Source organism: Flavobacterium album (assembly GCF_003096035.1).
In the GTDB taxonomy this organism is placed as follows: domain Bacteria; phylum Bacteroidota; class Bacteroidia; order Flavobacteriales; family Flavobacteriaceae; genus Flavobacterium; species Flavobacterium album.
The window spans coordinates 1991583-2013005 of record NZ_CP029186.1 but is presented as its reverse complement, the minus strand read 5'-3'; the positions used below and the strand labels follow the sequence as shown (position 1 = coordinate 2013005).

Below are 21423 nucleotides of genomic sequence, written 5' to 3'. Positions count from 1 at the left end.
AACAGCATAAAAAAAGCCGGTGCATTACTGTACCGGCTTTCTGCATTTTATGTTACTAAAGAGAGATTTCGCTCATATAGGTTATCTGCGTAATATCCGTTGGATTAAGCTGATAGCGGTACAGCCCGCCTTCGCCAATGGCATAGAGCTCATCTCCCCTGATGATAACATCGAAACAAGCTTTATTGATGGTTTGCGCCTGGACAGGATTAGCAGGATTGCTTACATCAAAAATCTTTATGGTATCGTCGCACACAAAAAGATAGTTGCCGTAAAGCCCCAGGCCTTTGGGATAGATCAGGTCGCGGCTGCTTACCAATACTGGGTTTGCCCGGTCCGCAGTATTATAGATCTGGAGCTGGTTAACGTTATTGCCGCAAAAAGTATTGGAATGCAGGGTTACGAAAGAGTGCGTATCATTGGCCTCCACGGGGTCGCAGGCCGTAAAGTGCTGCACCGATGTTACCTGTACCGGATTTTCAGGGTCGGCGAGCGAATAAATGTACATGCCATTCTGGGAACCGATATAAAGGTTGTTTCCGTGTGCGAAAAGTGTTTCGATATCGCCGCTGCCTATAACGACAGTATTTACCTTAACAGGATCTGACTGGTTTACTACTGCAAACACATTGAGGCTGGAATGGTCAACAGTATAGAGATAATCCCCTACAAGGGCAAATACCGCCAGTGAGCCGCCAAGGCCGTCGCCTTTTTCCAGGCCGCTATTGTTCACCCTATCGTTGCTACCGTCTCCCGAGCAGCTAAAGAGCATAAAAAGGAATGCTGTAAAATATAGTATACTATTTTTCATGGTGCTGCTTATTAAATTTCATCCCAACCTATTACTACCTCATTATCTGCTACCTGCCCTACGGTTCCGTTGGGCGACAGCAATACAGGGAAAACATCTTTGTTTCGCTTGGTCACGATTACGGTATTGCCAACATCCTGGAACTGCATCGTTACAAGATCGGTTGCCTGGTTGACATACATTACGTTGTCGCTCATAGCCAGGTCTGTTGCGCCCGGGATATTCAGGAAACCCAGTGGCATGGGATTAAGGGGATCGGTGTAATTAAAGACATGGAAGCCTTTGTTGACATCATTGATAAAAAGGAAATTGTCCTTGATGTAAATTTTTCCCGCTTTGGTAATAGGCTGTACAGGCATCATGTGTACCGCGGCTTCAAATTCTCCGCGGTCCATAACGACGGCCTGATAGGATGCGGGTGGAGGATCTGTCAGCACGACATCGTCGCCACTGCCATAGCCGTAGCATCCCGCCAGCAATAACAGCGGCAGGACTGAAAAGAGTAATCGTAAGTGTTTCATAATTAGCTGGTTTTATAGTAAGATGATAAAACGCAGGAACGGTTGCGTAAATTGCCTGCCTATTTTCATAAAGATAATACACCGCTGCCAAACAACAAGGCGTGCATAATATTTTATATCTTTACGGGAGTAATAATTTTTTTGATACTATGAGCTATACAGATAAAATGCTTCGCGATAATGCGCTTGAAGGTAAGGTAATTGTGGTTACCGGTGGCGGGAGCGGCCTTGGCAAATCGATGACAAAATATTTCATGGAGCTTGGCGCGAAAGTTGCCATAACCTCGCGCGACCTTGAGAAATTACAGAACACTGCTAAAGAACTGGAAGAGCAGACCGGCGGGAAATGCCTTGCCGTGCAGTGCGATGTCCGCCATTATGAGGAAGTGGAAGCCATGCTGAAAGCCGTACTGGATGCTTACGGAAAAGTGGATGTACTGCTCAACAACGCGGCGGGCAACTTCATTTCGCCTACCGAAAGGCTTTCGGCGAATGCCTTCGATACAATAATTGACATCGTACTGAAAGGTTCCAAGAACTGTACGCTGGCTTTCGGGAAGCACTGGATAGATACAAAACAGGAAAAATCGACCATACTGAATATTGTAACCACCTATGCATGGACAGGTTCGGCGTATGTGGTACCAAGCGCTACTGCAAAAGCAGGCGTACTGGCAATGACCCGCAGCCTTGCAGTAGAATGGGCAAAATATGGCATCCGCTCGAATGCTATTGCACCGGGACCCTTCCCTACCAAGGGGGCGTGGGACAGGCTGCTGCCGGGCGACCTGAAAGAAAAATTCGACCTTGCCAAAAAAGTGCCGTTACAGCGTGTGGGCGACCACCAGGAACTGGCTAACATTGCGGCCTACCTTGTTTCCGATTTCTCTGCCTATGTAAATGGCGAAGTGATTACCATAGACGGCGGCGAATGGCTCAAAGGTGCCGGTCAGTTCAACCTTCTTGAAGCTATCCCCGAAGAAATGTGGGATATGCTGGAAGCAATGATAAAAGCGAAGAAGAACAAGTAACCATTTCAGATTTTAGATTTTAGATTTTAGATTGAACTTCACTCTTCCCTTAAACGGTAAACAGCATTAAGGGATGTTAAAATAATTGATCCCACAAAGGGCTGTCGGCAGGCAGCCCTTTTTTCGTTGTACGATTTACTGTTTACTTTCCCTTCTTTAACAGCAACACTTCCAATTCAATTTTAACAGTAAAAAAACTTCTTTTTCTTATTTAGAATTACTTTAAATAAATATATTTGCGGCATCAAATTATTTTTAATAAATCTAAATAAACACAATGAAAAAAAATCTACTATTCGCAGCCGCATTCCTTACAGGCCTGTTTGCAACGGCGCAGGAAGGTTATACCGAAGTAAACGTAGCTTTACAACCCGCTTATGCCAACCAGGTATATTATAAATTCTCTACCAACACACAAACCCCTGTTGCCGCTGCAAGCTGGGACCTTTCCTTTGAAAAGGCAGTAGGCCAAATGGGCATGGGTGCCATCCGTGTAAACGACGGCAAAGGGATAAGGATATTTCAGGCGGCAGCTTCGGAAGCAGGTTATGCCGGTGTTGACGTGACCCAGGAAGCTACATGGACAGAATTGTACAACAGCCACTTTACCTGGGGCGAAGGCGCTTTTGACAATGCCAATAACCCCACTCCCGGCCCGCTGAACTTCGGCTGGGGTAATTATAACACCAGCAGCCACCATGTTGAAGGCGTGGTTGTATTTGTACTTAAGTTTAGCGCTGACAACTATAAAAAAATATTCATTAATGACTTCAACCCATATAATGGCGAGATGACTTTTACATATTCCGGGTGGAATGGCACTGCGTGGGCTGCCGATGAAACAAAAGTGGTTGACACCGATGCTTCTGCAACTAACAGGTTTACCCACTTCTCGTTTACAACAAACGATATTGTACCTGTAACCCCTGCAGACGCCGACTGGGACATCGTGTTCAGGAAATATTATGCTCCCGTTACTGCAATGGGGCAAACGGCTATGTATAATGTTACCGGGGCGCTTCAAAGTCCGCTTGTGGCCGTAGCACAGGTAGCCGAGACCGGCAATACTGGCGTAACACCTGTACTCCCTGAAGCTTCTGCTTATTCAACCGATATCAACACCATTGGCGATGACTGGAAAGCATTTAACGGAGGCGGCTATGCCATCGACCCGGCTATAACCTACTATGTTAAATACGCAGACGGCACAGTTTACAGGATGTACTTCACTTCGTTCTCCGGATCTGCCGCCGGTACGCTAAGCTTCAATTATAAAAACCTTTCCGGGACAGCAGGGATGGAAGATTTCAGCAAGGATTCGTTCGGCTTCTACCCTAACCCGTCGGTAAACAAAAATATCACGCTAATTTACGACCTGCAGAACAGTGCTTCTGTAAAAAATACCGTGAGCATCTATTCTATGACAGGCGCTAAAGTATTTGAAACAGAAATAGCAGCTGATGGCTTTAATGCCAAGGAGATCAGCCTCTCCAGCCTTACACCGGGCATCTATATGGTGACGCTTGAGTCGGGTAAAAATACGGTATCTAAAAAACTGGTTATCCAATAACCCAGGCGAAAAAGAAAGGAAAAGCCATACAGCAATGTGTGGCTTTTTTATTTTCCGCATGTTAACAATTTCCGTTTTCACGAACCATAAATAATTGTATTTTTACGGTTCTAAATTCTGAAACGATAAATGGGTAAGATCATAGCAATTGCCAACCAAAAAGGCGGCGTAGGCAAAACAACGACCACCGTTAACCTTGCTGCTTCGCTGGGAGTGCTCGAAAAAAAGGTACTACTGATAGATGCCGACCCGCAGGCCAATGCGAGTTCCGGCCTGGGCATTGATGTGGAGTCGGTAGAGATGGGCACCTACCAGATACTGGAACACAGCAACACGCCCAAAGAGGCGACCATAGAGTGCACGGCCCCGAATGTATGGGTTATCCCTGCGCATATTGACCTTGTGGCTATCGAGATCGAGCTGGTAGACAAGGAAAACCGCGAGTACATGCTAAAGCAGGCCCTGAAAAGCGTTAAGGATGAGTATGACTATATCCTTATCGACTGCGCACCGTCGCTTGGGCTGCTAACGCTGAATGCGCTTACGGCTGCCGACTCGGTAGTGATCCCTATCCAGTGCGAATATTTTGCGCTTGAGGGTCTTGGAAAGCTGTTAAATACAATAAAAAGCGTACAAAAAATACACAATCCGGCGTTAGATATCGAAGGGCTGCTGCTCACTATGTACGATTCCCGCCTGCGCCTTTCGAACCAGGTGGTGGAGGAAGTGCAGAAGCATTTTCACGATATGGTATTCGACACGGTAATACAGCGTAATGTGAAGCTTAGTGAGGCGCCGAGCTTTGGCGAAAGCATCATCAATTATGACGCTACGAGCAAAGGCGCGGTAAATTATATCAACCTTGCCGAAGAAATTATAAAGAAAAACAGCACTAAAGTAGGTTTATGACAAAAGCTATAAAGAAACAGGCATTAGGAAGAGGATTATCGGCATTACTGAAAGACCCGGAGAACGACATCAAATCGGTTGAGGACAAGAATGCAGATAAGGTTGTGGGCAACATCCTGGAGATAGAGCTTGATGCCATTGAAATCAACCCTTTCCAGCCACGTACCAACTTTAATGAGGAAGCGCTGAGGGAACTGAGCATATCCATCAAAGAGCTGGGCGTGATACAGCCAATTACCGTACGCAAGCTGGACTTTAATAAATACCAGCTGATATCGGGTGAGCGAAGGCTACGCGCTTCAAAGCTTGCCGGACTGGAAACGGTACCTGCCTACATTCGCATTGCCAACGACAACGAATCGCTGGTCATGGCACTGGTGGAGAACATCCAGCGCCATGACCTCGACCCTATAGAGATCGCCCTCTCCTACCAAAGGCTGATGGACGAGATACAGCTTACGCAGGAGCAGATGAGCGACCGCGTAGGTAAAAAACGCTCAACTATTGCCAACTACCTTCGCCTGCTAAAACTGGACCCGATCATCCAGACGGGTATCCGCGATGGTTTCATCAGCATGGGCCACGGGCGCGCCATCATCAATATCGAGGACCACGACGCGCAGGCGGATATTTACCAGAAGATTGTGAGCCGCAACCTATCGGTAAGGGAAACGGAGGCATTGGTAAAAACATACCAGGACAGCCTGAAGCCCGCACCGGCAAAACCCGCCAAGGGCGAGCCCTTTAAAGTGGATGAAGAGCACACCAAGGCAATTACAGGCTTTTTCGGGGCTAAAGTCGATGTAAAGGCCGACAGCAAAGGAAAAGGCAAGATTACCATCCCGTTCCACTCCCAGGAAGATTTCAACAGGATCATCAAACTTATAAAAGGATAGTGAGAAACCTACTTTCCATATTCATAGTACTATTCTTTTTGTCTTCCGTGCCGGCGTTTGCCCAGGACGAAGTAAAAGTGATCGATACCCCTAAGCCAAAAGATTCGCTTCTTTTAAAGCCCTACAAATTAGACGCACTTGCACCCAGCAAGGCAGCGTTCTATTCTGCTATAGTACCGGGGCTTGGCCAGGTTTACAATAAGAAGTACTGGAAGGTGCCATTGGTTTACGGCGGCATGGGGCTTAGTTTTTACTACTATACCTTCAACAACAACAAGTACCACGAATACCGCGATGCCTACAAAGCCAGGCTTGCGGGCAGGCCCGTAACCGGACAGCTTGCAGAACTGGGCAATGACCGCCTTATCGCTGCCCAAAAGTTCCACCAGCGCAACCGCGACCTTTCGCTGCTGCTCACCGTGGGTATCTATGTGCTCAACATTATAGATGCCAATGTGGACGCGCACCTGCAGCAATTTAACGTAAATGAGAATTTGTCGCTGAAGCCAAGCATGCAGCAAAACCAAATGGATTATAAGTACAGCATGGGCTTTTCCCTTAACTATCAATTTTAATTACGCATGAAGATCGCATTATTAGGCTATGGCAAAATGGGCAAGGTTATAGAGCGCATCGCTTTGGAGCGCGGCCACGAAATCGTGCTGCGCAAAAGCAGCGCCGATACATTTGAAGGCCTGAATGATGCCGATGTGGCTATTGACTTTAGCATACCTGATGCTGCGGTGGGGAATATTTCCGCTTGCCTTAATGGGAATGTCCCTGTGATTTCGGGTACGACCGGATGGCTGGAGCACTACCATGACATGGCGAAGCTGTGCGAGGATAAGAACGGCGCGTTTATCTACGGGTCGAATTTCAGCCTGGGGGTGAATATCTTTTTTGAGCTGAACACCTATTTAGCCAAAATGATGGCTAGCCTGAAGCAGTACCGCGTTTCGATGGAAGAGGTGCACCATATACAAAAACTGGATGCCCCGAGCGGCACGGCAATAACATTAGCAAAAGACATTATTGCCAATTCCGATTATTCGAGCTGGGCGATTGGCAACCCACAAGAAGATGAGATATTCATCAATGCAAAAAGAGAAGAAGGCGTTCCCGGCACCCATACGGTAATGTATGATTCGGAGGTCGATTCGATAGAAATAAAGCATACCGCCCATAGCCGCGAAGGCTTCGCATTGGGCGCTGTAATAGCCGCTGAATGGCTTTTGGGTAAAAAAGGAATATACAGTATGAAAGATGTGCTGGGATTACAGTAACATTTTTTGATTTAGTTAGACATATAGAAAAAATTATACAGCAATGACTTTATTACAGTGGTTTATATTTTTCCTGGCAGTACAGGTAATACACTTTTTAGGAACCTGGAAACTATACGAAAAAGCAGGCAGGAAGCGATGGGAAGCGGCAGTACCGGTTTATAATGCCGTGGTGCTGATGCAGATCATTAACAGGCCAAAGTGGTGGACGATCCTACTCTTCATTCCTGTGGTAAACCTCATCATGTTCCCTGTGGTTTGGGTACAGACGTTGCGCGCTTTTGGCAAACGTTCGTCAACCGATACGATTTTAGGTATTGTTACCCTGGGCCTTTATATATATGCCATAAATTATAACGACAAGGTAACTTATACTCCCGAAGGTGAAGAGGAAAGAAAGGACAGCACCGTTGGCTCGCTTCTTTTCGCCATAGTTGTAGCTACTATAGTTCATACCTATGTGATGCAGCCCTTTACTATCCCAACGGCATCGTTGGAAAAAACGCTTTTGGTGGGCGATTTCCTTTTCGTGAGCAAATTCAATTATGGCGCACGTACGCCTATGACCACCATTGCAGCGCCTATGGTGCATGATACCATACCTGTAATCAATACCAAATCCTACAGCAACTGGCCGCAATTGCCTTATTTCAGGCTTCCTGGCTTTGAGAAGGTAGAGAAAAATGACATTGTTGTTTTCAACTGGCCGATAGATACAGTGGTTAAATTCAGGGATAATTCTGGACGCCGGGTGAGGAAGCCTGTCGACAAAAAATCGAACTATGTAAAACGCTGCGTAGGTACCCCGGGAGATAATCTATCCATTAAAGACGGCGTAGTTCTTATTAACGGTAAGGAGTTGAAATTAAGCGGCAGGGCAAAGCTACAGCATATTTATTTTGTAACGACTAAAGATGGAAGCATGCTTGATCCAAATTACCTTATTGGAGAATTGCAAATCAACAGGTCGGACATTGGGTATGATTCATCTCAAAATAAATATATTTTCCGTGCTCTTACTGATGAGAATGCAGAAATACTAAAAACCAATCCATTGGTGAAAAGCGTTGAGCGCTATAAATTCAATTATGACCCGGCCAATCCAGGCACCTCGATATTCCCGCATTCAAAACCGGAATGGACACAGGACAACATGGGGCCAATTTATATTCCGGAAGAGGGAAAAACTGTTGAGCTGAATAAAGAAACACTGCCTTTCTATAAAATGATCATTACCGATTATGAGCACAACACGTTAGAAGATATAGGCGGGCAGATCCTTATCAACGGGCAGCCTGCAACAAGCTATACCTTTAAGCAGAATTATTACTGGATGATGGGTGATAACCGCCACAACTCGGAAGACAGCCGTTACTGGGGGTTTGTACCGGAAGACCATATCGTGGGCAAGCCTGTATTCGTATGGATGAGCCTTGATGAAAATAAGAAGCCACGATGGGACAGATTCTTTATTACTGTTGGCGGTGACGATGAACCTGTATCCTACTTTAAGTATTTCCTCGGTGCATTGGTATTGTATATCGGATTCAGCTTCTTTAGGAACAGGAGGAATAAAGCTGAAAAAGCATAATCAGAAATTGATGAAATTATAATTAGAGACGTAGCAGTGCTACGTCTCTACTGTTTACAACAATAAAGGACAGACAATGGACATCTTAATTCATTCTACATATTTCCCCTCCATCAGCCATTTTGTAGCGATGGCGCATGCCGGTAAAGTGGTATTTGAGGCGGAAGACAATTTCCAGAAGCAAACCAACCGCAACCGGATGTACATTTACAGCCCGAACGGGATGCAGATGCTCAACATCCCGGTGAAGCACAGCAACGATGGCAACAGGCAATTGTTTAAGGACGTAAAGATTGAGCCTGCGTTCGACTGGCAGAAACAGCATTTTAAATCGCTTGAGGCAGCCTACCGCTCCTCGCCTTTCTTTGAATATTTTGAGGACGATATACGGCCTGTATTCGAGAAAAAGCACACGTTCATGATGGACCTTAATTTTGAGATCATGGATATCGTAACTTCCTGCCTCGGGATGGACTATAACCCCGAAAGAACGGTTGAGTATTTCCGGGAAGCCAACGGCCTGCAGGATTACCGCTACCTGGCCAATGGCAAAAAAGACACTGCTGCCTTTGAGCCGTACACACAGGTTTTTGGCGAAAAACACGGCTTCATCAATAACCTGAGCATACTCGACCTTTTGTTCAATGAAGGGCGTTATGCAATGGAGTATTTGAGGAAACAGGCTTTGTAGCATTTTGTCGGAGGTCCGAAGTCCGATGTGTGTAACGTAAAATCGTTATAAGTTTTTGGGGGTAGACACTGGCAATTCTCCTGTGAGATGCATTCAATGCATCTCTACCGAACGGTAATAAGGTTATTAACGTATAACAGATGTTTACGTCCGCGTGAGGGACAGGACCTGCCTGCCGGCAGGCAGGGCGGCATCCCCGCAGCGCAGCGGAGGGATAGAGCGACCTGAGGCTCAAAGCCGAACTGGCGAAGCAATGGCCCGACGGCGTAGTTTACGGAGCCGGCACGCCCAAAAAAAGATTATTAGATTTTTAGACTACAAGATTTAATGCATATCGGATTTGAAAACTATTCTTCCTCTTTTAAGGACAATCGTGTCATTACGGGAAAATGGTCGGAGTTGACAAACGTATCGAAGGTGGTATATTGCTTGACGTTTATCATTTTATCGGTAAAGATATAATCGATGCGTGCCGGATAATATTTATAATTGTACGACTTCCCGAAGCCGCTGCCTGCCTCTTCAAAAGCATCTTTCATTTTACCCTTTACGCTGCGGTACACATAGGAAAACGCGCTGTTGTTCAGGTCGCCGCAAATAACCATCTTATACCTGCAGCTGCCTTTATGCTTTTCGAACAATTCTGCCTGGTGCTGCTGTTTGGCAAAGGCCTCACTCATCCTTTTAAAAATAACTTTCGATTTCTCCTCGTTTATCTTTTCATGGATATCCGGGCTTATTTTGATCGACTGCAGGTGCATACTATATACCCGCAGCGTATCTTTCCCTTTTTTTATATCGGCAAAGATCACATTGTTGGCAGATCCGGGAAATTCTATATGCCCGCTGTCGATTATGGGGAAACGGGAATAAATTGCCTGCCCTGTTTCGCCATCCCTGCCAAAAACAAATTTGTGCCTGTATGCGGGAAATGAAGCCTTGCCTCTTTTTGAATATTCCTGTAGGCACACTATATCCGGTTTCTTTTCTTTAATAAATCCCATTATCGTACCTGCAATGTCTTTCCTTGGTATCCAGTCGTACAGGTTGAACAGCCTAACGTTGTAGCTCATCAGGGTAAAGTCGTCTTTCTCTTCGGGCATATTTGTTGACGAGAATTTATAGCATTTGCTGACGAAGGTTATCCCCAACAGCAATACCAGTCCCGAGAGGAGCATCTGCCTTTTGGTCTGCAGCAGCCAGTAGAGGAAAAAGAGGAAGTTGAGCACCAGCATGAGCGGCATCATAAGCGTGAATACCGAAAGGAACGGGAAAAGCTTAGGCGCCATGAACGGCAACAAATAGGCAATAAAAGTCAATACAGTTAAAACTATATTGAAGAAAAACATGACTTTGTTGAACCACGAGAGCTTTTTCATCCGGTGCCAGTGTATACCCAAATCTACTTATTATTTTCTAACCGGAACAAAAATTCTTTTTCTTCCTTTGTCAGGCTGTCGTAGCCGGATTTGCTGATCTTATCGAGTATATCATCGATTTGTTTTTGCGTGATATCTTTTGGCTTTGGAGAAGGCCTGTTAACCGGTGGTGCCGTATTGCGGTGCACTTTTGTGAACGGCTTTGCTTTCCTGGGCTTAAAGAGGTTGGAAAAGAAATCTATAATGCCGGACACGCCTTTGCTAAGGTCGGTGCCGTTTTTAAGGAGTACAATATACAGGTAGCCCAAAAGCGATCCTGCAAGGTGCGCGATATGGCCGCCCTCATTTTCTACCGAAGCCATGATCAGGTCGCTGATGATGAAAAATGCCGCTATATGCCATAGCTTTACATTGCCAAGCAACAGCAGCCTTACATTGTAGTATGGTGCATAGACTGCCACGGCAATAAGCACCGCCATAATTGCTGCCGAAGCGCCAACCATATTAGACTGTCCCCTTGCGCTAAGGAGCGGCAGTGTGTTGTAGCTAAGGATGAACACCAGCCCGGAAAATATTGCCGCGAGCATATACAGCCCGAACATTTGCTTTTGGGTAAAGAACGTCAGGAAAAAGCGCCCTGCGGCAAACAGCATGACCATGTTGAAGAACAGATGCAGGAAGCCCCCGTGGAGGAAGGCGTAGGTTATGAGCGACCATGGTTTCCAAAGCAGGTCAGCAGGGTTGGAAGAAAGGCTGATCCAGTCTTCGTTATTAGGCAGGTACCACTGCAAAGGAGGGAAACCTACATTGAACAATGCCAAAATACTAAATACAACCATTGGTACTACAAAAAGCCCTACGTTCCAAAAGATAAGGCGCTGTGTAATGCCGCCCATCCTGTATTCCATCTTTAAATCATCTATTATACCCATACTAATTCCAACGCTTGTCGTTATACGAATTTTTCTTCCAATACCACATCATGATATATCCTATGGCAGCCCCGCCAAGGTGGGCGAAGTGCGCAATACCATCGTCAACACCAAACACCGGATATCCTATAAAACCTGCATACAAGTCCATAATAAGTGTTGCAGCTACAAGATATTTTACCTTTATGGGAATTGGCAGTAAGAACATCATCATCTCCCTGTTCGGATACAGGAATGCATATGCAACAAGTATACCATACACCGCACCGGAGGCTCCTAATAATGTACCCGCATAAGCATTCATAAAATCATGAAACTGTCGGGGAAGCATCACATCCTGCCATGCCGGATTATATTTCCCTTCTTTTAATAACGAAATAACCTCACTATTTGATATACCATTATCTGCAAGAATTCTCAATCCTTTATAAAAAGAATAATAATCAATCCCTACGTGGAGCAATAAGGCACCAAGCCCACAGGATATGTAAAAGAATACAAACTTTTTTGTACCCCATTGGTCTTCGAGTGCAGGTGCAAAAAAGAAAACACCCAACATGTTTGAAATAATATGCCCGGCAGTAAATTGGCTATGCATGAACATATAAGTAAGGGGCTGCCAGAATTTGAATTCTGCACTTGAAGGGAAGTGCATTGACAGCAACTGGTAGGCGGAAGGCCCAATCAGAAGGCTGCATATATAAAATATGAAGTTTATTATAATTATATGCTTAACCCCATCGGTTAATCTGAAATTCATCATATCGCAAATCGTTTATCTAAGTCCTCCACGCTTACCGTAATAAAGGTAGGCCGCTGAAAGGGTGATACATCAGGTTCTTTACAGGCAAATAGTGCATTCACCATGTTCTCCTGCTCTTTTTCGTTCATATAGGTACCGGTCTTTACGGCCAGGCTTTTCGCCATGCTCTTGGCGATGCTGTCGCTTTGGCTGAAACTTGTGTCGGGCACTTCCTGCTGGAGGTCGTTGATGAGTTCCTCCAACAATATCGACACTTCGCTTTCGGCGACGTTTACCGGCAGCCCGGATACCACGATATGGTCATGGTTGATCTCGGCAAACACAAAACCTGTATTTTCGAGCGCTTCCCTCATTTCCCGTATTAGGTCGAGCTCGCTCTTGTTGTAATGTAGCACCAGCGGGAACAGCAATTGCTGGCTGGCGGCATGGTGTACGGTAATATTGGTAAGGAACTGCTCGTATAATATCCGTTGGTGAGCACGCTTCTGGTCGATGATCAGCAAACCGCTTTTTATAGGGCTTACAATGTATTTCTTGTGGATCTGGTAGGTTTTGTAAACAGCCTGCTCCACTTCGTTATCGTTGAAGAGCGAACCGGTCACTTCCTCTGTCTCAAAACTAATGCCTTCCAATTCCTCCGCAGCTTCCGGAATACCCGTGTAAAGGCTTTCCCATGCGGGCTGTTTTTCCTTGCGGAAAGACGGCGCACTGTAAGTCGATGCTGATGACGCTGCCCTTACCGGCTTTTCGTCGGCAAATGGGTTAAACGTCCTGTCCACCTGTACCGTAGGCATAACGGCTTCACGCTGCTCATATTCGTAAGGCGTGTCAAGGTTATTGTCCCTGTCAAAATCGAGTACCGGGGCCACATTGAACTGACCGAGGCTGTGCTTAATGGACGACCGCAGTATGGCATACAGCGCATGCTCGTCGTCAAACTTTACCTCGGTCTTGGTGGGATGTATGTTGATGTCTATGGTGTTGGGCGGCACATCGAGGTAAATGTAATAGGCTGGCTGGCAACCTTCTTTCAGGAGGCCTTCGTAAGCCGCCATTACCGCATGGTGCAGGTAGCCGCTCTTGATGAAGCGGTCGTTTGCGAAAAAGAACTGCTCACCCCTGCTCTTCTTGGCAAATTCGGGCTTGGTTACAAATCCGTGAATGCCTACGATCTCGGTGCTCTCCTTTATCGGCACCAGCTTTTCGTTGGTACGGCCGCCAAAGATATTCACAATGCGCTGGCGGGTATTGGAACCCGGCAGGTTGAACATCTCGCTGCCGTTGTGGTACAGCATAAATCCGATATTGGCATGCGCCAAAGCCACACGCTCGAACTCGTCGATTATATGGCGGAACTCCACCGTGTCGCTTTTTAAGAAATTGCGGCGGGCAGGTATATTGTAGAAAAGGTTCTTTACAGAAAAGGATGTCCCTTTGGGCACTACAGCCACCTCCTGCGAAGTGAACTTACTCCCCTCGATAATGAGGTGCGTGCCCAGCTCCTCCTGGTCCTGGCGGGTTTTCAGCTCTACATGGGCAATAGCCGCGATGGATGCCAGTGCCTCACCCCTGAAGCCCTTGGTATGCAGGTCGAAAAGGTCTTCCGCATGGCGTATCTTGCTGGTAGCATGGCGCTCGAAGCACAGGCGCGCATCGGTCACGCTCATACCCTTGCCGTTATCGATGACCTGCACCAGCGTTTTACCCGCATCCTTCACGATGAGCTTGATCTCGGTAGCGCCTGCATCCACGGCATTTTCCAGGAGCTCTTTCACGACGGAGGCCGGCCTTTGCACCACCTCACCGGCGGCTATCTGGTTGGCAACATGATCGGGAAGTAACTGGATAATACTGGACATTGTGTAGGAAATAGCGATTTATTGGTAATGTCAAAGTTAAGGATTTTTGCGGGATGGGGGAAATTACGTGATTGATATTATTGCGGGAAATACGTGATGGGCTTTAACAAAATTTTTGTAGGTTTACTTAAACTTATAACTTAAAACCTATGTATCAAATTATTACTCCTGTAACAGAAAATCACAATCCTATTATTGTCGAAGGAAATTTATTAACTCAAACACTATTATTTAATGCGGGCCCGTCTGTTATAGAAGCTCAAGTTTGGCATAGGTGGAGAGGTAAAGAAAAAGGCAAATTTCAAGAAGATGCTTATGAACCAAATTTCAAAATTGAACTTCGCCCTGGAAATCAAAAAATTGTTACTGGCTCTTTTATAAGGGTTGGACTTAAACAAATAGAAAACTCCAATGAAGAAAAATTTGCAGCCATTGGATCAAGAACAATAAATCATACAGAAAGAGAAATATATTTCTATGAGTAATATATCATATACTAATCAGATACAAATTTTGCATTTTTCCGATTTACATTTTGGAGAATATCATATTTGTAATCCTCCACCTACAGCCTCAAAAAAAGGCATACCGACACTTGCTGATTTAATTATAGACGACTTACAAATTGATTTCGGGGGAACTGTAATTGATAAAACAGATTATTCAGATCAAAAAGAATCCCCATTAATTGTTGCTGTCTCCGGAGATTTTACGCAAAAAGCAAAGCATGACGAGTTTAATGAAGCTCTTATCTTTTTAAACAGACTATCTTCAGAGATGTTACTCAATAGGCGTGTCGAAAAATCAGATATTTTTTTTGTGCCCGGAAATCATGATGTTAGATTCGCAGACTCTACTAAAGACGAAAGATTTCAACCTTACTGTAGCTTTTATAATAAATTTTTCGACGGTATTCGTCCGCCTCAGGTATCTCATAAACCTGAAGAACTTACTCAAGTGCACATTAAAAATCTTGAAGGTAATAAAGTAACCATTGTTGAAATTAACTGTTGTATCTATGTGGAAAAAGATACCATTGACAGTAGCAGAGGACAAGTTGACTACGATTCAATTAAAAGGTTAAGAGAAGAACTTGAAAAGATTTCATCTACTGAAAAAGATTTTAATGAATATATAAAAATAGTTGTAATACATCATCACGTTGTATTACTACCTTCATTTATAGAACCAGGAAGAGGAGTAGATTCTATAATGAATTCAGGATATTTACTTGAGTTGCTCAGCGAGCACAACTTTCATTTAATTTTACATGGTCATAAGCACTATCCACAAATCTTCAATTATGAGCCAACACCATTATGGTCAAATAGCGAGAGTAAGATACCTCAAGTTGTAATTGCTGGCGGGAGCTGTGGTAGCAGAGAATTGCCTACCGAAATTTCTAATAAAGCATGTAATACATATTCATTAATTACAATAAAATGGCATCCAGATGCGCAGCAAGCCAGAATAAATGTAATTACAAGAGGGTTAATTAGAACCGCAAAGAGACCGCTATCTCCAGATTTATGGAAGTGGGAAACAGTTAATGTCACTGACAGAGTAATTACACCATATAAAACAGTCCCTATTGTAGGCGTTGTAAATACCGAAAAAATAACTGATGATACGGAACGGCTCAAGCAATACAAAAATCAAAAATATCATATGCCCGTTATTGAGGTTATGCCATCGTTAATTCCTGGACAAGCTTATGAAGCTAGAGGATGGATTGTTCAGCATAAACCTGAATTATATAAAGGATCGCTTTTAGAAAAAGTAGAATGGACTGCTGGTGAATATTTTAAAAAAATAATTTGTTTAAGAGATGATAATCCTAATTTTTCATTTTCTTATCATTACTGGGGACCAATGCTCATTCAAGCTAAAATGTTTTTTAATGATAAATCAGAAGCGATTTGTTATGTGTATGCTAGAATGCCAAAAGATGAATCTTAATATCATATATGTATGAGTGAAATTTTCAATGAAACCAACATAAAACTTTTTAGAAGTAAAATTTTTATGTTCTTAAATTATACCTTGCCTGGTTTAGTTGTCTTAGATATATTTTTTAAAAAAGGTTTTTTTTCAGAAAGTACAACCAGTTTATATGACTTCCTATTACTAATGTTATGGAGTTTTATATTTAGCATTCCATACAATATCTTTGATACAATAAGTTTAAGTAGTATAATCAAATATGCAATAGAAAAAGTTGTTGACAGAAATGAAATAAATAGAATCAATGAATTTATTGAAGAAAAATCTGAAGAATTAGAAGAAGAGGAGTCTAAATTACAATTCTTTTTCACTATACTTTACACTTTTTTAACATATTGTTTTTTTAAAATTTTAATTTACTATTTTACCTTTAATTCCATTTGGAATATAAATATAAATTTAACAATTTATTTTATTTGCTTATTAATTATCAATATCATCCTCATCCCTATTTTTAGATTTATAGTAACAAAAATATTTGGAAATCATATTCGTGAAGAATTAGAAAAAAATGAGGAATAACAAAAAACCCCTTCCGTTTCCGAAAGGGGTTTCTTTATCTTAAGCCTGTCCTGCAGGCCCGAAAGTCAGTGGAATGGGCGGCTGCTCCATATCGCTGATGGTACCGTGGGCACTCTCGAAGCGGTGGATGTTCTCGCCTAAAGCCTTCAGCAGGCGCTTGGCATGCTGGGGCGTTAATACAATGCGCGACTTTACTTTGGCTTTTGGCACACCGGGCATGATCGTCACGAAGTCCACCACAAATTCTGAAGCGGAGTGGTTGATGATCGCAAGGTTGGAATAGATGCCTTCAGCTGTTTTCTCGTCCAGTTCGATGTTGATCTGCCCTGGCTGCTGTTTCTCGTCACTCATTATATTAATAGTTATATTCCTCTTTCGGGGTTAATAGCTCATTATATTCTTCTGTAGAACCTACAACGATGTTGTCGTAATCCCTCATACCTGTACCTGCAGGTATCCTGTGTCCTACGATAACGTTCTCCTTAAGTCCTTCAAGTCCGTCAACTTTACCTGCTACTGCGGCTTCGTTCAGTACTTTTGTAGTTTCCTGGAACGATGCAGCCGAAATGAACGACTTGGTTTGAAGCGATGCCCTGGTGATACCCTGTAGTACCGGCGTTGCCGTTGCAGGAACTACGTCCCTTGCCACTACCTGGTTCTTATCATTGCGCTTCAGCAGGGAGTTCTCATCCCTTAGCTCGCGTGTCGATATGATCTGGCCCGGTTTCAGGTTCTCTGAATCACCTGCATCCTCAACCACTTTCATACCATACAGCTTGTCGTTCTCTTCGATAAAGTCGGACGTATGGATCAGCTGGTCTTCAAGGAACAGCGTATCTCCCGGATCCTGTACCTGTACCTTACGCATCATCTGGCGGATAACAACTTCAAAGTGCTTGTCGTTGATCTTCACACCCTGAAGGCGGTAAACCTCCTGGATCTCGTTCACAAGGTACTGCTGTACGGCAGATGGGCCCTGTATCCTGAGGATATCCTCCGGCGTAATGGCACCGTCTGACAGCGGCATACCTGCTTTAACGTAGTCGTTTTCCTGAACAAGGATCTGGTTGGAAAGTTTAACCAAATATTTCTTGATCTCGCCGAATTTCGACTCGATAACGATCTCACGGTTACCCCTTTTGATCTTACCGAACGATACTACACCGTCGATCTCAGATACCACAGCCGGGTTCGAAGGGTTACGCGCTTCGAGAAGTTCGGTAATCCTCGGAAGTCCACCGGTGATATCACCTGCTTTGGACGAACGCCTTGGGATCTTAACAAGGATCTTACCTGCCTTGATCTTCTCGCCGTTATCTACCATAAGGTGGGCACCCACCGGAAGGTTGTACGAACGGATAAGCTCGTTGTCTTTTCCGTAGATCAATAGCGTAGGGATCAATTTCTTGTTCCTTGCCTCAGAGATTACTTTCTCCTGGAATCCGGTCTGCTCATCGATCTCAACCATGAACGATTGTCCCTGCTCGATATCTTCATAAGCTACCTTACCGGTAAACTCGGAGATGATCACCCCGTTATAAGGGTCCCACTTACATATTACAGTCCCTTTGTCTACCACATCGCCGTCTTTCACGTAGATGCTCGATCCGTAAGGGATGTTGTGTGTATTTAATAGTATTCCTGTTTTCTCGTCAACAAGCTTAAGCTCTGTCGAACGGGAAACCACGATATCCACTTCGCTGCCTTCGTTGTCTTCACCCTTAACGGTTTTAAGGTCTTCGATCTCCAGCCTTCCGTGGAATTTGGTAACGATGCTCGATTCCTCAGAAATGTTACCTGCAGTACCACCCACGTGGAAGGTACGAAGGGTAAGCTGTGTACCCGGCTCACCGATGGACTGTGCAGCGATAACACCTACAGCCTCACCTCTCTGCGTCATCTTGCCGGTAGCAAGGTTACGTCCGTAACATTTCGCACAGATACCTTTTTTAGCCTCACACGTCAATGGCGAGCGTACTTCTACCCTCTCTATCGGCGCTGCGTTGATGGCCCTTACTTCCGCTTCTTTTATCTGCTCACCTGCATGTACAAGCACTTCGCTTGTAAGCGGGTTGATAACATCCTGTAATGCAACACGGCCTAATATCCTTTCGCCAAGCGACTCAACGATCTCCTCGTTCTTCTTAAGCGCCGTAACCTCGATGCCCCTAAGGGTACCACAGTCTACAGAGTTTACGATAACGTCCTGCGATACGTCGTGAAGCCTCCTTGTAAGGTATCCCGCATCCGCCGTTTTAAGGGCCGTATCCGCAAGACCTTTACGTGCACCGTGCGTAGAGATGAAGTACTCAAGGATCGATAGCCCTTCCTTAAAGTTGGAAAGGATCGGGTTCTCGATAATCTCACCACCACCTGCGGTCGATTTTTTAGGCTTGGCCATCAAACCACGCATACCGGTAAGCTGGCGTATCTGCTCTTTCGAACCCCTCGCCCCGGAGTCAAGCATCATGTACACCGAGTTGAAGCCTTGCTGGTCTTCGCGGATGTTTTTCATGGCAAGCTCTGTAAGCAATGCGTTGGTAGAGGTCCACACGTCGATCACCTGGTTGTAGCGCTCGTTGTTGGTAATAAGACCCATGTTATAGTTCATGGAGATACCTTCCACCTGCTCGTTGGCATCGGCAATAAGCTCCTGCTTCCTTTCAGGTATAATGATATCACCAAGGCTAAATGACAAACCGCCTTTAAATGCGAATTTGTAACCCATGTCCTTCATATTGTCAAGGAACGCTGCCGTTGTAGGCACGTCGGTAACACTTAGGATCTTACCGATAATATCCCTTAATGACTTCTTAGTAAGTACCTCATTGATGTAACCCGCAGCTTCCGGCACCACTTCGTTGAAGAGTACCCTTCCGGCTGTAGTCTGGATGATCTTGTACACAAGCTCACCGTTTTCGTTGAAGTCTTTAGCACGTATCTTAACGCGTGCATTCAGTTCCAGCCTTCCTTCGTTCAAAGCGATGTTCACCTCTTCGGCAGAATAGAAAGTAAGGTCCTGGCCTAAAATTTTGTTCGTTTCGGTAGACAAACGTTCCTTGGTCATGTAGTACAGACCAAGTACCATGTCCTGAGAAGGTACCGTGATAGGCGCACCGTTGGCAGGGTTAAGGATATTGTGTGAAGCAAGCATCAACAGCTGTGCTTCAAGAATAGCCTCAGGCCCAAGCGGAAGGTGTACCGCCATCTGGTCACCGTCAAAGTCGGCATTGAACGCCGTACATACCAATGGGTGAAGCTGGATCGCTTTTCCTTCGATAAGTTTCGGCTGGAATGCCTGTATACCAAGCCTGTGAAGGGTTGGGGCCCTGTTGAGCAGCACCGGGTGTCCTTTGATAACATTTTCAAGGATGTCCCATACTACAGGCTCTTTTTTGTCGATTATCTTTTTGGCCGATTTTACCGTTTTCACGATTCCGCGCTCGATAAGCTTACGGATAACGAACGGTTTGTACAGCTCGGCAGCCATATCTTTCGGAAGGCCGCACTCGAACAGTTTCATTTCAGGGCCAACGACGATTACCGAACGTGCCGAATAGTCAACACGCTTACCAAGAAGGTTCTGGCGGAAACGTCCCTGCTTACCTTTCAATGAATCGGAAAGCGATTTCAATGGCCTGTTCGATTCTGTCTTAACAGCCGATGCTTTCCTTGTGTTATCGAATAGTGAATCTACAGACTCCTGCAGCATACGCTTTTCGTTACGAAGGATCACCTCAGGGGCCTTGATCTCCATAAGCCTTTTCAGACGGTTGTTACGGATGATCACCCTGCGGTAAAGGTCATTCAAATCGGAAGTAGCGAAACGTCCGCCATCAAGCGGCACCAACGGGCGAAGTTCCGGCGGGATAACAGGTATCACCTTAAGTATCATCCACTCAGGGCGGTTTTCCCTGTTGAAGTTCGACTCACGGAACGACTCAACTACCTGCAGCCTTTTAAGGGCCTCGGTTTTACGTTGTTTCGACGTTTCAGTGTTGGCGCTGTGGCGAAGGTTATACGACAGCTCATCAAGGTCGATCCTTGCAAGCAGGTCCATTATACACTCAGCACCCATTTTGGCGATAAACTTGTTAGGGTCGTTATCGTCAAGGTATTGGTTTTCCATCGGAAGGGTATCCAGTATGTTCAGGTACTCTTCTTCAGTAAGGAAATCTAATCGGTTAAGGGTTTCGCCATCCGGCCCTTTAGCGATACCCGGCTGTATAACCACATACCTTTCGTAGTATATGATCATGTCTAATTTCTTAGACGGAAGGCCAAGGATATAGCCAATTTTATTTGGCAGCGAACGGAAATACCAGATGTGGGCGATAGGCACTACAAGGTTGATGTGCCCTACCCTGTCACGTCGAACTTTCTTCTCGGTAACTTCAACACCGCATCGGTCACACACGATCCCTTTGTAGCGGATCCTTTTATATTTACCGCAGGCACATTCAAAATCCTTTACAGGGCCAAAGATGCGCTCACAAAAAAGGCCGTCCCTTTCCGGTTTGTGCGTACGATAGTTAATGGTTTCCGGTTTAAGGACCTCACCTCTTGATTCGGCAAGTATAGATTCCGGTGAAGCAAGCCCAATGGAAATCTTGTCGAACCTTTTAACGGTATTTTTATCTTTTAATCTCGTCATGATATGT

Annotated in this window: 19 protein-coding genes; 11 read left to right on the top strand and 8 right to left on the bottom strand. The window is 44.9% G+C overall.

The genetic code is table 11. The annotated features are described in order from the left end of the window. Positions 1–55: 55 nt before the first annotated feature. Together HYN59_RS08920 and HYN59_RS08915 are read right to left on the bottom strand one after the other, a co-directional pair. Complete coding sequence (locus HYN59_RS08920) at positions 56–811, bottom strand: LVIVD repeat-containing protein (RefSeq protein ID WP_245895517.1); 756 nt, start codon at positions 809–811, stop codon at positions 56–58. A gap of 11 nt (positions 812–822) precedes the next feature. After that, a complete protein-coding gene (locus tag HYN59_RS08915; RefSeq protein ID WP_146185898.1) occupies positions 823–1332 on the bottom strand; it encodes a hypothetical protein in 510 nt (169 codons plus the stop codon). 149 nt (positions 1333–1481) lie between these two features. On the opposite strand from HYN59_RS08915, the gene HYN59_RS08910 reads away from it, so the two are divergent. The 8 genes from HYN59_RS08910 to HYN59_RS08875 all read left to right on the top strand — a co-directional run bounded on the left by HYN59_RS08910 (position 1482) and on the right by HYN59_RS08875 (position 9303). Further along, a complete protein-coding gene (locus HYN59_RS08910) occupies positions 1482–2363 on the top strand; it encodes an SDR family oxidoreductase (protein WP_108777934.1) in 882 nt (293 codons plus the stop codon). Between the two features lie 277 nt (positions 2364–2640). Then, positions 2641–3933, top strand: a complete 1293-nt coding sequence (locus HYN59_RS08905; protein ID WP_108777933.1) for a T9SS type A sorting domain-containing protein — start codon at positions 2641–2643, stop codon at positions 3931–3933. Between the two features lie 129 nt (positions 3934–4062). After that, positions 4063–4842 carry a ParA family protein gene (locus tag HYN59_RS08900; protein WP_108777932.1) on the top strand — a complete coding sequence of 260 codons (780 nt, stop codon included), beginning with the start codon at positions 4063–4065 and terminating at the stop codon, positions 4840–4842. Then, on the top strand, positions 4839–5738 hold the full coding sequence (locus HYN59_RS08895; protein WP_108777931.1) for a ParB/RepB/Spo0J family partition protein: 900 nt from the start codon (positions 4839–4841) through the stop codon (positions 5736–5738). The genes HYN59_RS08900 and HYN59_RS08895 overlap by 4 nt, the downstream gene beginning before the upstream one ends. Beyond that, positions 5738–6313: a DUF5683 domain-containing protein gene (locus tag HYN59_RS08890; protein WP_108777930.1), complete on the top strand. Its 576-nt coding sequence runs from the start codon at positions 5738–5740 to the stop codon at positions 6311–6313. The genes HYN59_RS08895 and HYN59_RS08890 overlap by 1 nt, the downstream gene beginning before the upstream one ends. A gap of 6 nt (positions 6314–6319) precedes the next feature. Further along, the gene (gene dapB, locus HYN59_RS08885) at positions 6320–7021 is read left to right on the top strand and encodes a 4-hydroxy-tetrahydrodipicolinate reductase (protein WP_108777929.1); all 702 of its coding nucleotides are present in this window, start codon (positions 6320–6322) and stop codon (positions 7019–7021) included. Positions 7022–7064: 43 nt separating this feature from the next. Further along, positions 7065–8612 carry a signal peptidase I gene (gene lepB / locus HYN59_RS08880; RefSeq protein WP_108777928.1) on the top strand — a complete coding sequence of 516 codons (1548 nt, stop codon included), beginning with the start codon at positions 7065–7067 and terminating at the stop codon, positions 8610–8612. 76 nt (positions 8613–8688) lie between these two features. Next, positions 8689–9303, top strand: coding sequence for a WbqC family protein (locus HYN59_RS08875; RefSeq protein WP_108777927.1), 615 nt, complete (start codon positions 8689–8691; stop codon positions 9301–9303). A gap of 347 nt (positions 9304–9650) precedes the next feature. Here HYN59_RS08875 and HYN59_RS08870 read toward each other — a convergent pair whose 3' ends face one another. Genes HYN59_RS08870 through mutL form a run of 4 tightly spaced genes read right to left on the bottom strand, consistent with a single transcriptional unit; the run spans position 9651 to position 14236 of the window. Continuing rightward, positions 9651–10682: an endonuclease/exonuclease/phosphatase family protein gene (locus HYN59_RS08870; RefSeq protein ID WP_108777926.1), complete on the bottom strand. Its 1032-nt coding sequence runs from the start codon at positions 10680–10682 to the stop codon at positions 9651–9653. A gap of 23 nt (positions 10683–10705) precedes the next feature. Further along, positions 10706–11614 (bottom strand): rhomboid family intramembrane serine protease, encoded by a 909-nt coding sequence (locus HYN59_RS08865; protein WP_181369407.1) that lies wholly within the window; start codon positions 11612–11614, stop codon positions 10706–10708. Between the two features lies 1 nt (position 11615). Beyond that, positions 11616–12377, bottom strand: a complete 762-nt coding sequence (locus HYN59_RS08860) for a rhomboid family intramembrane serine protease (RefSeq protein WP_108777925.1) — start codon at positions 12375–12377, stop codon at positions 11616–11618. After that, entirely contained in the window at positions 12374–14236 is a 1863-nt protein-coding gene (mutL, locus tag HYN59_RS08855) for a DNA mismatch repair endonuclease MutL (RefSeq protein ID WP_108777924.1), read from the bottom strand. The genes HYN59_RS08860 and mutL overlap by 4 nt, the downstream gene beginning before the upstream one ends. A gap of 149 nt (positions 14237–14385) precedes the next feature. Here mutL and HYN59_RS08850 point away from each other — a divergent pair, with 149 nt between their 5' ends. The 3 genes from HYN59_RS08850 to HYN59_RS08840 are packed head-to-tail and all read left to right on the top strand — an operon-like array spanning position 14386 to position 16762. Beyond that, positions 14386–14721, top strand: coding sequence for a hypothetical protein (locus tag HYN59_RS08850; protein WP_108777923.1), 336 nt, complete (start codon positions 14386–14388; stop codon positions 14719–14721). Continuing rightward, a complete protein-coding gene (locus HYN59_RS08845; protein ID WP_108777922.1) occupies positions 14714–16195 on the top strand; it encodes a metallophosphoesterase family protein in 1482 nt (493 codons plus the stop codon). Before HYN59_RS08850 ends, HYN59_RS08845 begins: the two co-directional genes overlap by 8 nt. A gap of 12 nt (positions 16196–16207) precedes the next feature. Further along, the gene (locus HYN59_RS08840; protein WP_108777921.1) at positions 16208–16762 is read left to right on the top strand and encodes a hypothetical protein; all 555 of its coding nucleotides are present in this window, start codon (positions 16208–16210) and stop codon (positions 16760–16762) included. 39 nt (positions 16763–16801) lie between these two features. Here the strand turns inward: HYN59_RS08840 and HYN59_RS08835 are convergent, their stop codons facing one another. Further along, complete coding sequence (locus HYN59_RS08835; RefSeq protein ID WP_108777920.1) at positions 16802–17113, bottom strand: DUF3467 domain-containing protein; 312 nt, start codon at positions 17111–17113, stop codon at positions 16802–16804. Positions 17114–17117: 4 nt separating this feature from the next. Further along, the gene (gene rpoC, locus HYN59_RS08830) at positions 17118–21416 is read right to left on the bottom strand and encodes a DNA-directed RNA polymerase subunit beta' (RefSeq protein WP_108777919.1); all 4299 of its coding nucleotides are present in this window, start codon (positions 21414–21416) and stop codon (positions 17118–17120) included. Positions 21417–21423 lie beyond the last annotated feature (7 nt).

Excerpts from the sequence above, each read along its gene's own strand:
- HYN59_RS08875 (WP_108777927.1), top strand. The coding sequence starts at position 8,689 with ATGGACATCTTAATTCATTCTACATATTTCCCCTCCATCAGCCATTTT.
- HYN59_RS08895 (WP_108777931.1), top strand. The coding sequence starts at position 4,839 with ATGACAAAAGCTATAAAGAAACAGGCATTAGGAAGAGGATTATCGGCA.
- HYN59_RS08920 (WP_245895517.1), bottom strand. The coding sequence starts at position 811 with ATGAAAAATAGTATACTATATTTTACAGCATTCCTTTTTATGCTCTTT.
- HYN59_RS08910 (WP_108777934.1), top strand. The coding sequence starts at position 1,482 with ATGAGCTATACAGATAAAATGCTTCGCGATAATGCGCTTGAAGGTAAG.
- HYN59_RS08900 (WP_108777932.1), top strand. The coding sequence starts at position 4,063 with ATGGGTAAGATCATAGCAATTGCCAACCAAAAAGGCGGCGTAGGCAAA.
- HYN59_RS08850 (WP_108777923.1), top strand. The coding sequence starts at position 14,386 with ATGTATCAAATTATTACTCCTGTAACAGAAAATCACAATCCTATTATT.
- HYN59_RS08915 (WP_146185898.1), bottom strand. The coding sequence starts at position 1,332 with ATGAAACACTTACGATTACTCTTTTCAGTCCTGCCGCTGTTATTGCTG.
- lepB (WP_108777928.1), top strand. The coding sequence starts at position 7,065 with ATGACTTTATTACAGTGGTTTATATTTTTCCTGGCAGTACAGGTAATA.
- HYN59_RS08860 (WP_108777925.1), bottom strand. The coding sequence starts at position 12,377 with ATGATGAATTTCAGATTAACCGATGGGGTTAAGCATATAATTATAATA.
- dapB (WP_108777929.1), top strand. The coding sequence starts at position 6,320 with ATGAAGATCGCATTATTAGGCTATGGCAAAATGGGCAAGGTTATAGAG.
- HYN59_RS08905 (WP_108777933.1), top strand. The coding sequence starts at position 2,641 with ATGAAAAAAAATCTACTATTCGCAGCCGCATTCCTTACAGGCCTGTTT.
- HYN59_RS08845 (WP_108777922.1), top strand. The coding sequence starts at position 14,714 with ATGAGTAATATATCATATACTAATCAGATACAAATTTTGCATTTTTCC.
- HYN59_RS08870 (WP_108777926.1), bottom strand. The coding sequence starts at position 10,682 with ATGAAAAAGCTCTCGTGGTTCAACAAAGTCATGTTTTTCTTCAATATA.
- rpoC (WP_108777919.1), bottom strand. The coding sequence starts at position 21,416 with ATGACGAGATTAAAAGATAAAAATACCGTTAAAAGGTTCGACAAGATT.
- mutL (WP_108777924.1), bottom strand. The coding sequence starts at position 14,236 with ATGTCCAGTATTATCCAGTTACTTCCCGATCATGTTGCCAACCAGATA.
- HYN59_RS08840 (WP_108777921.1), top strand. The coding sequence starts at position 16,208 with ATGAGTGAAATTTTCAATGAAACCAACATAAAACTTTTTAGAAGTAAA.
- HYN59_RS08865 (WP_181369407.1), bottom strand. The coding sequence starts at position 11,614 with ATGGGTATAATAGATGATTTAAAGATGGAATACAGGATGGGCGGCATT.
- HYN59_RS08835 (WP_108777920.1), bottom strand. The coding sequence starts at position 17,113 with ATGAGTGACGAGAAACAGCAGCCAGGGCAGATCAACATCGAACTGGAC.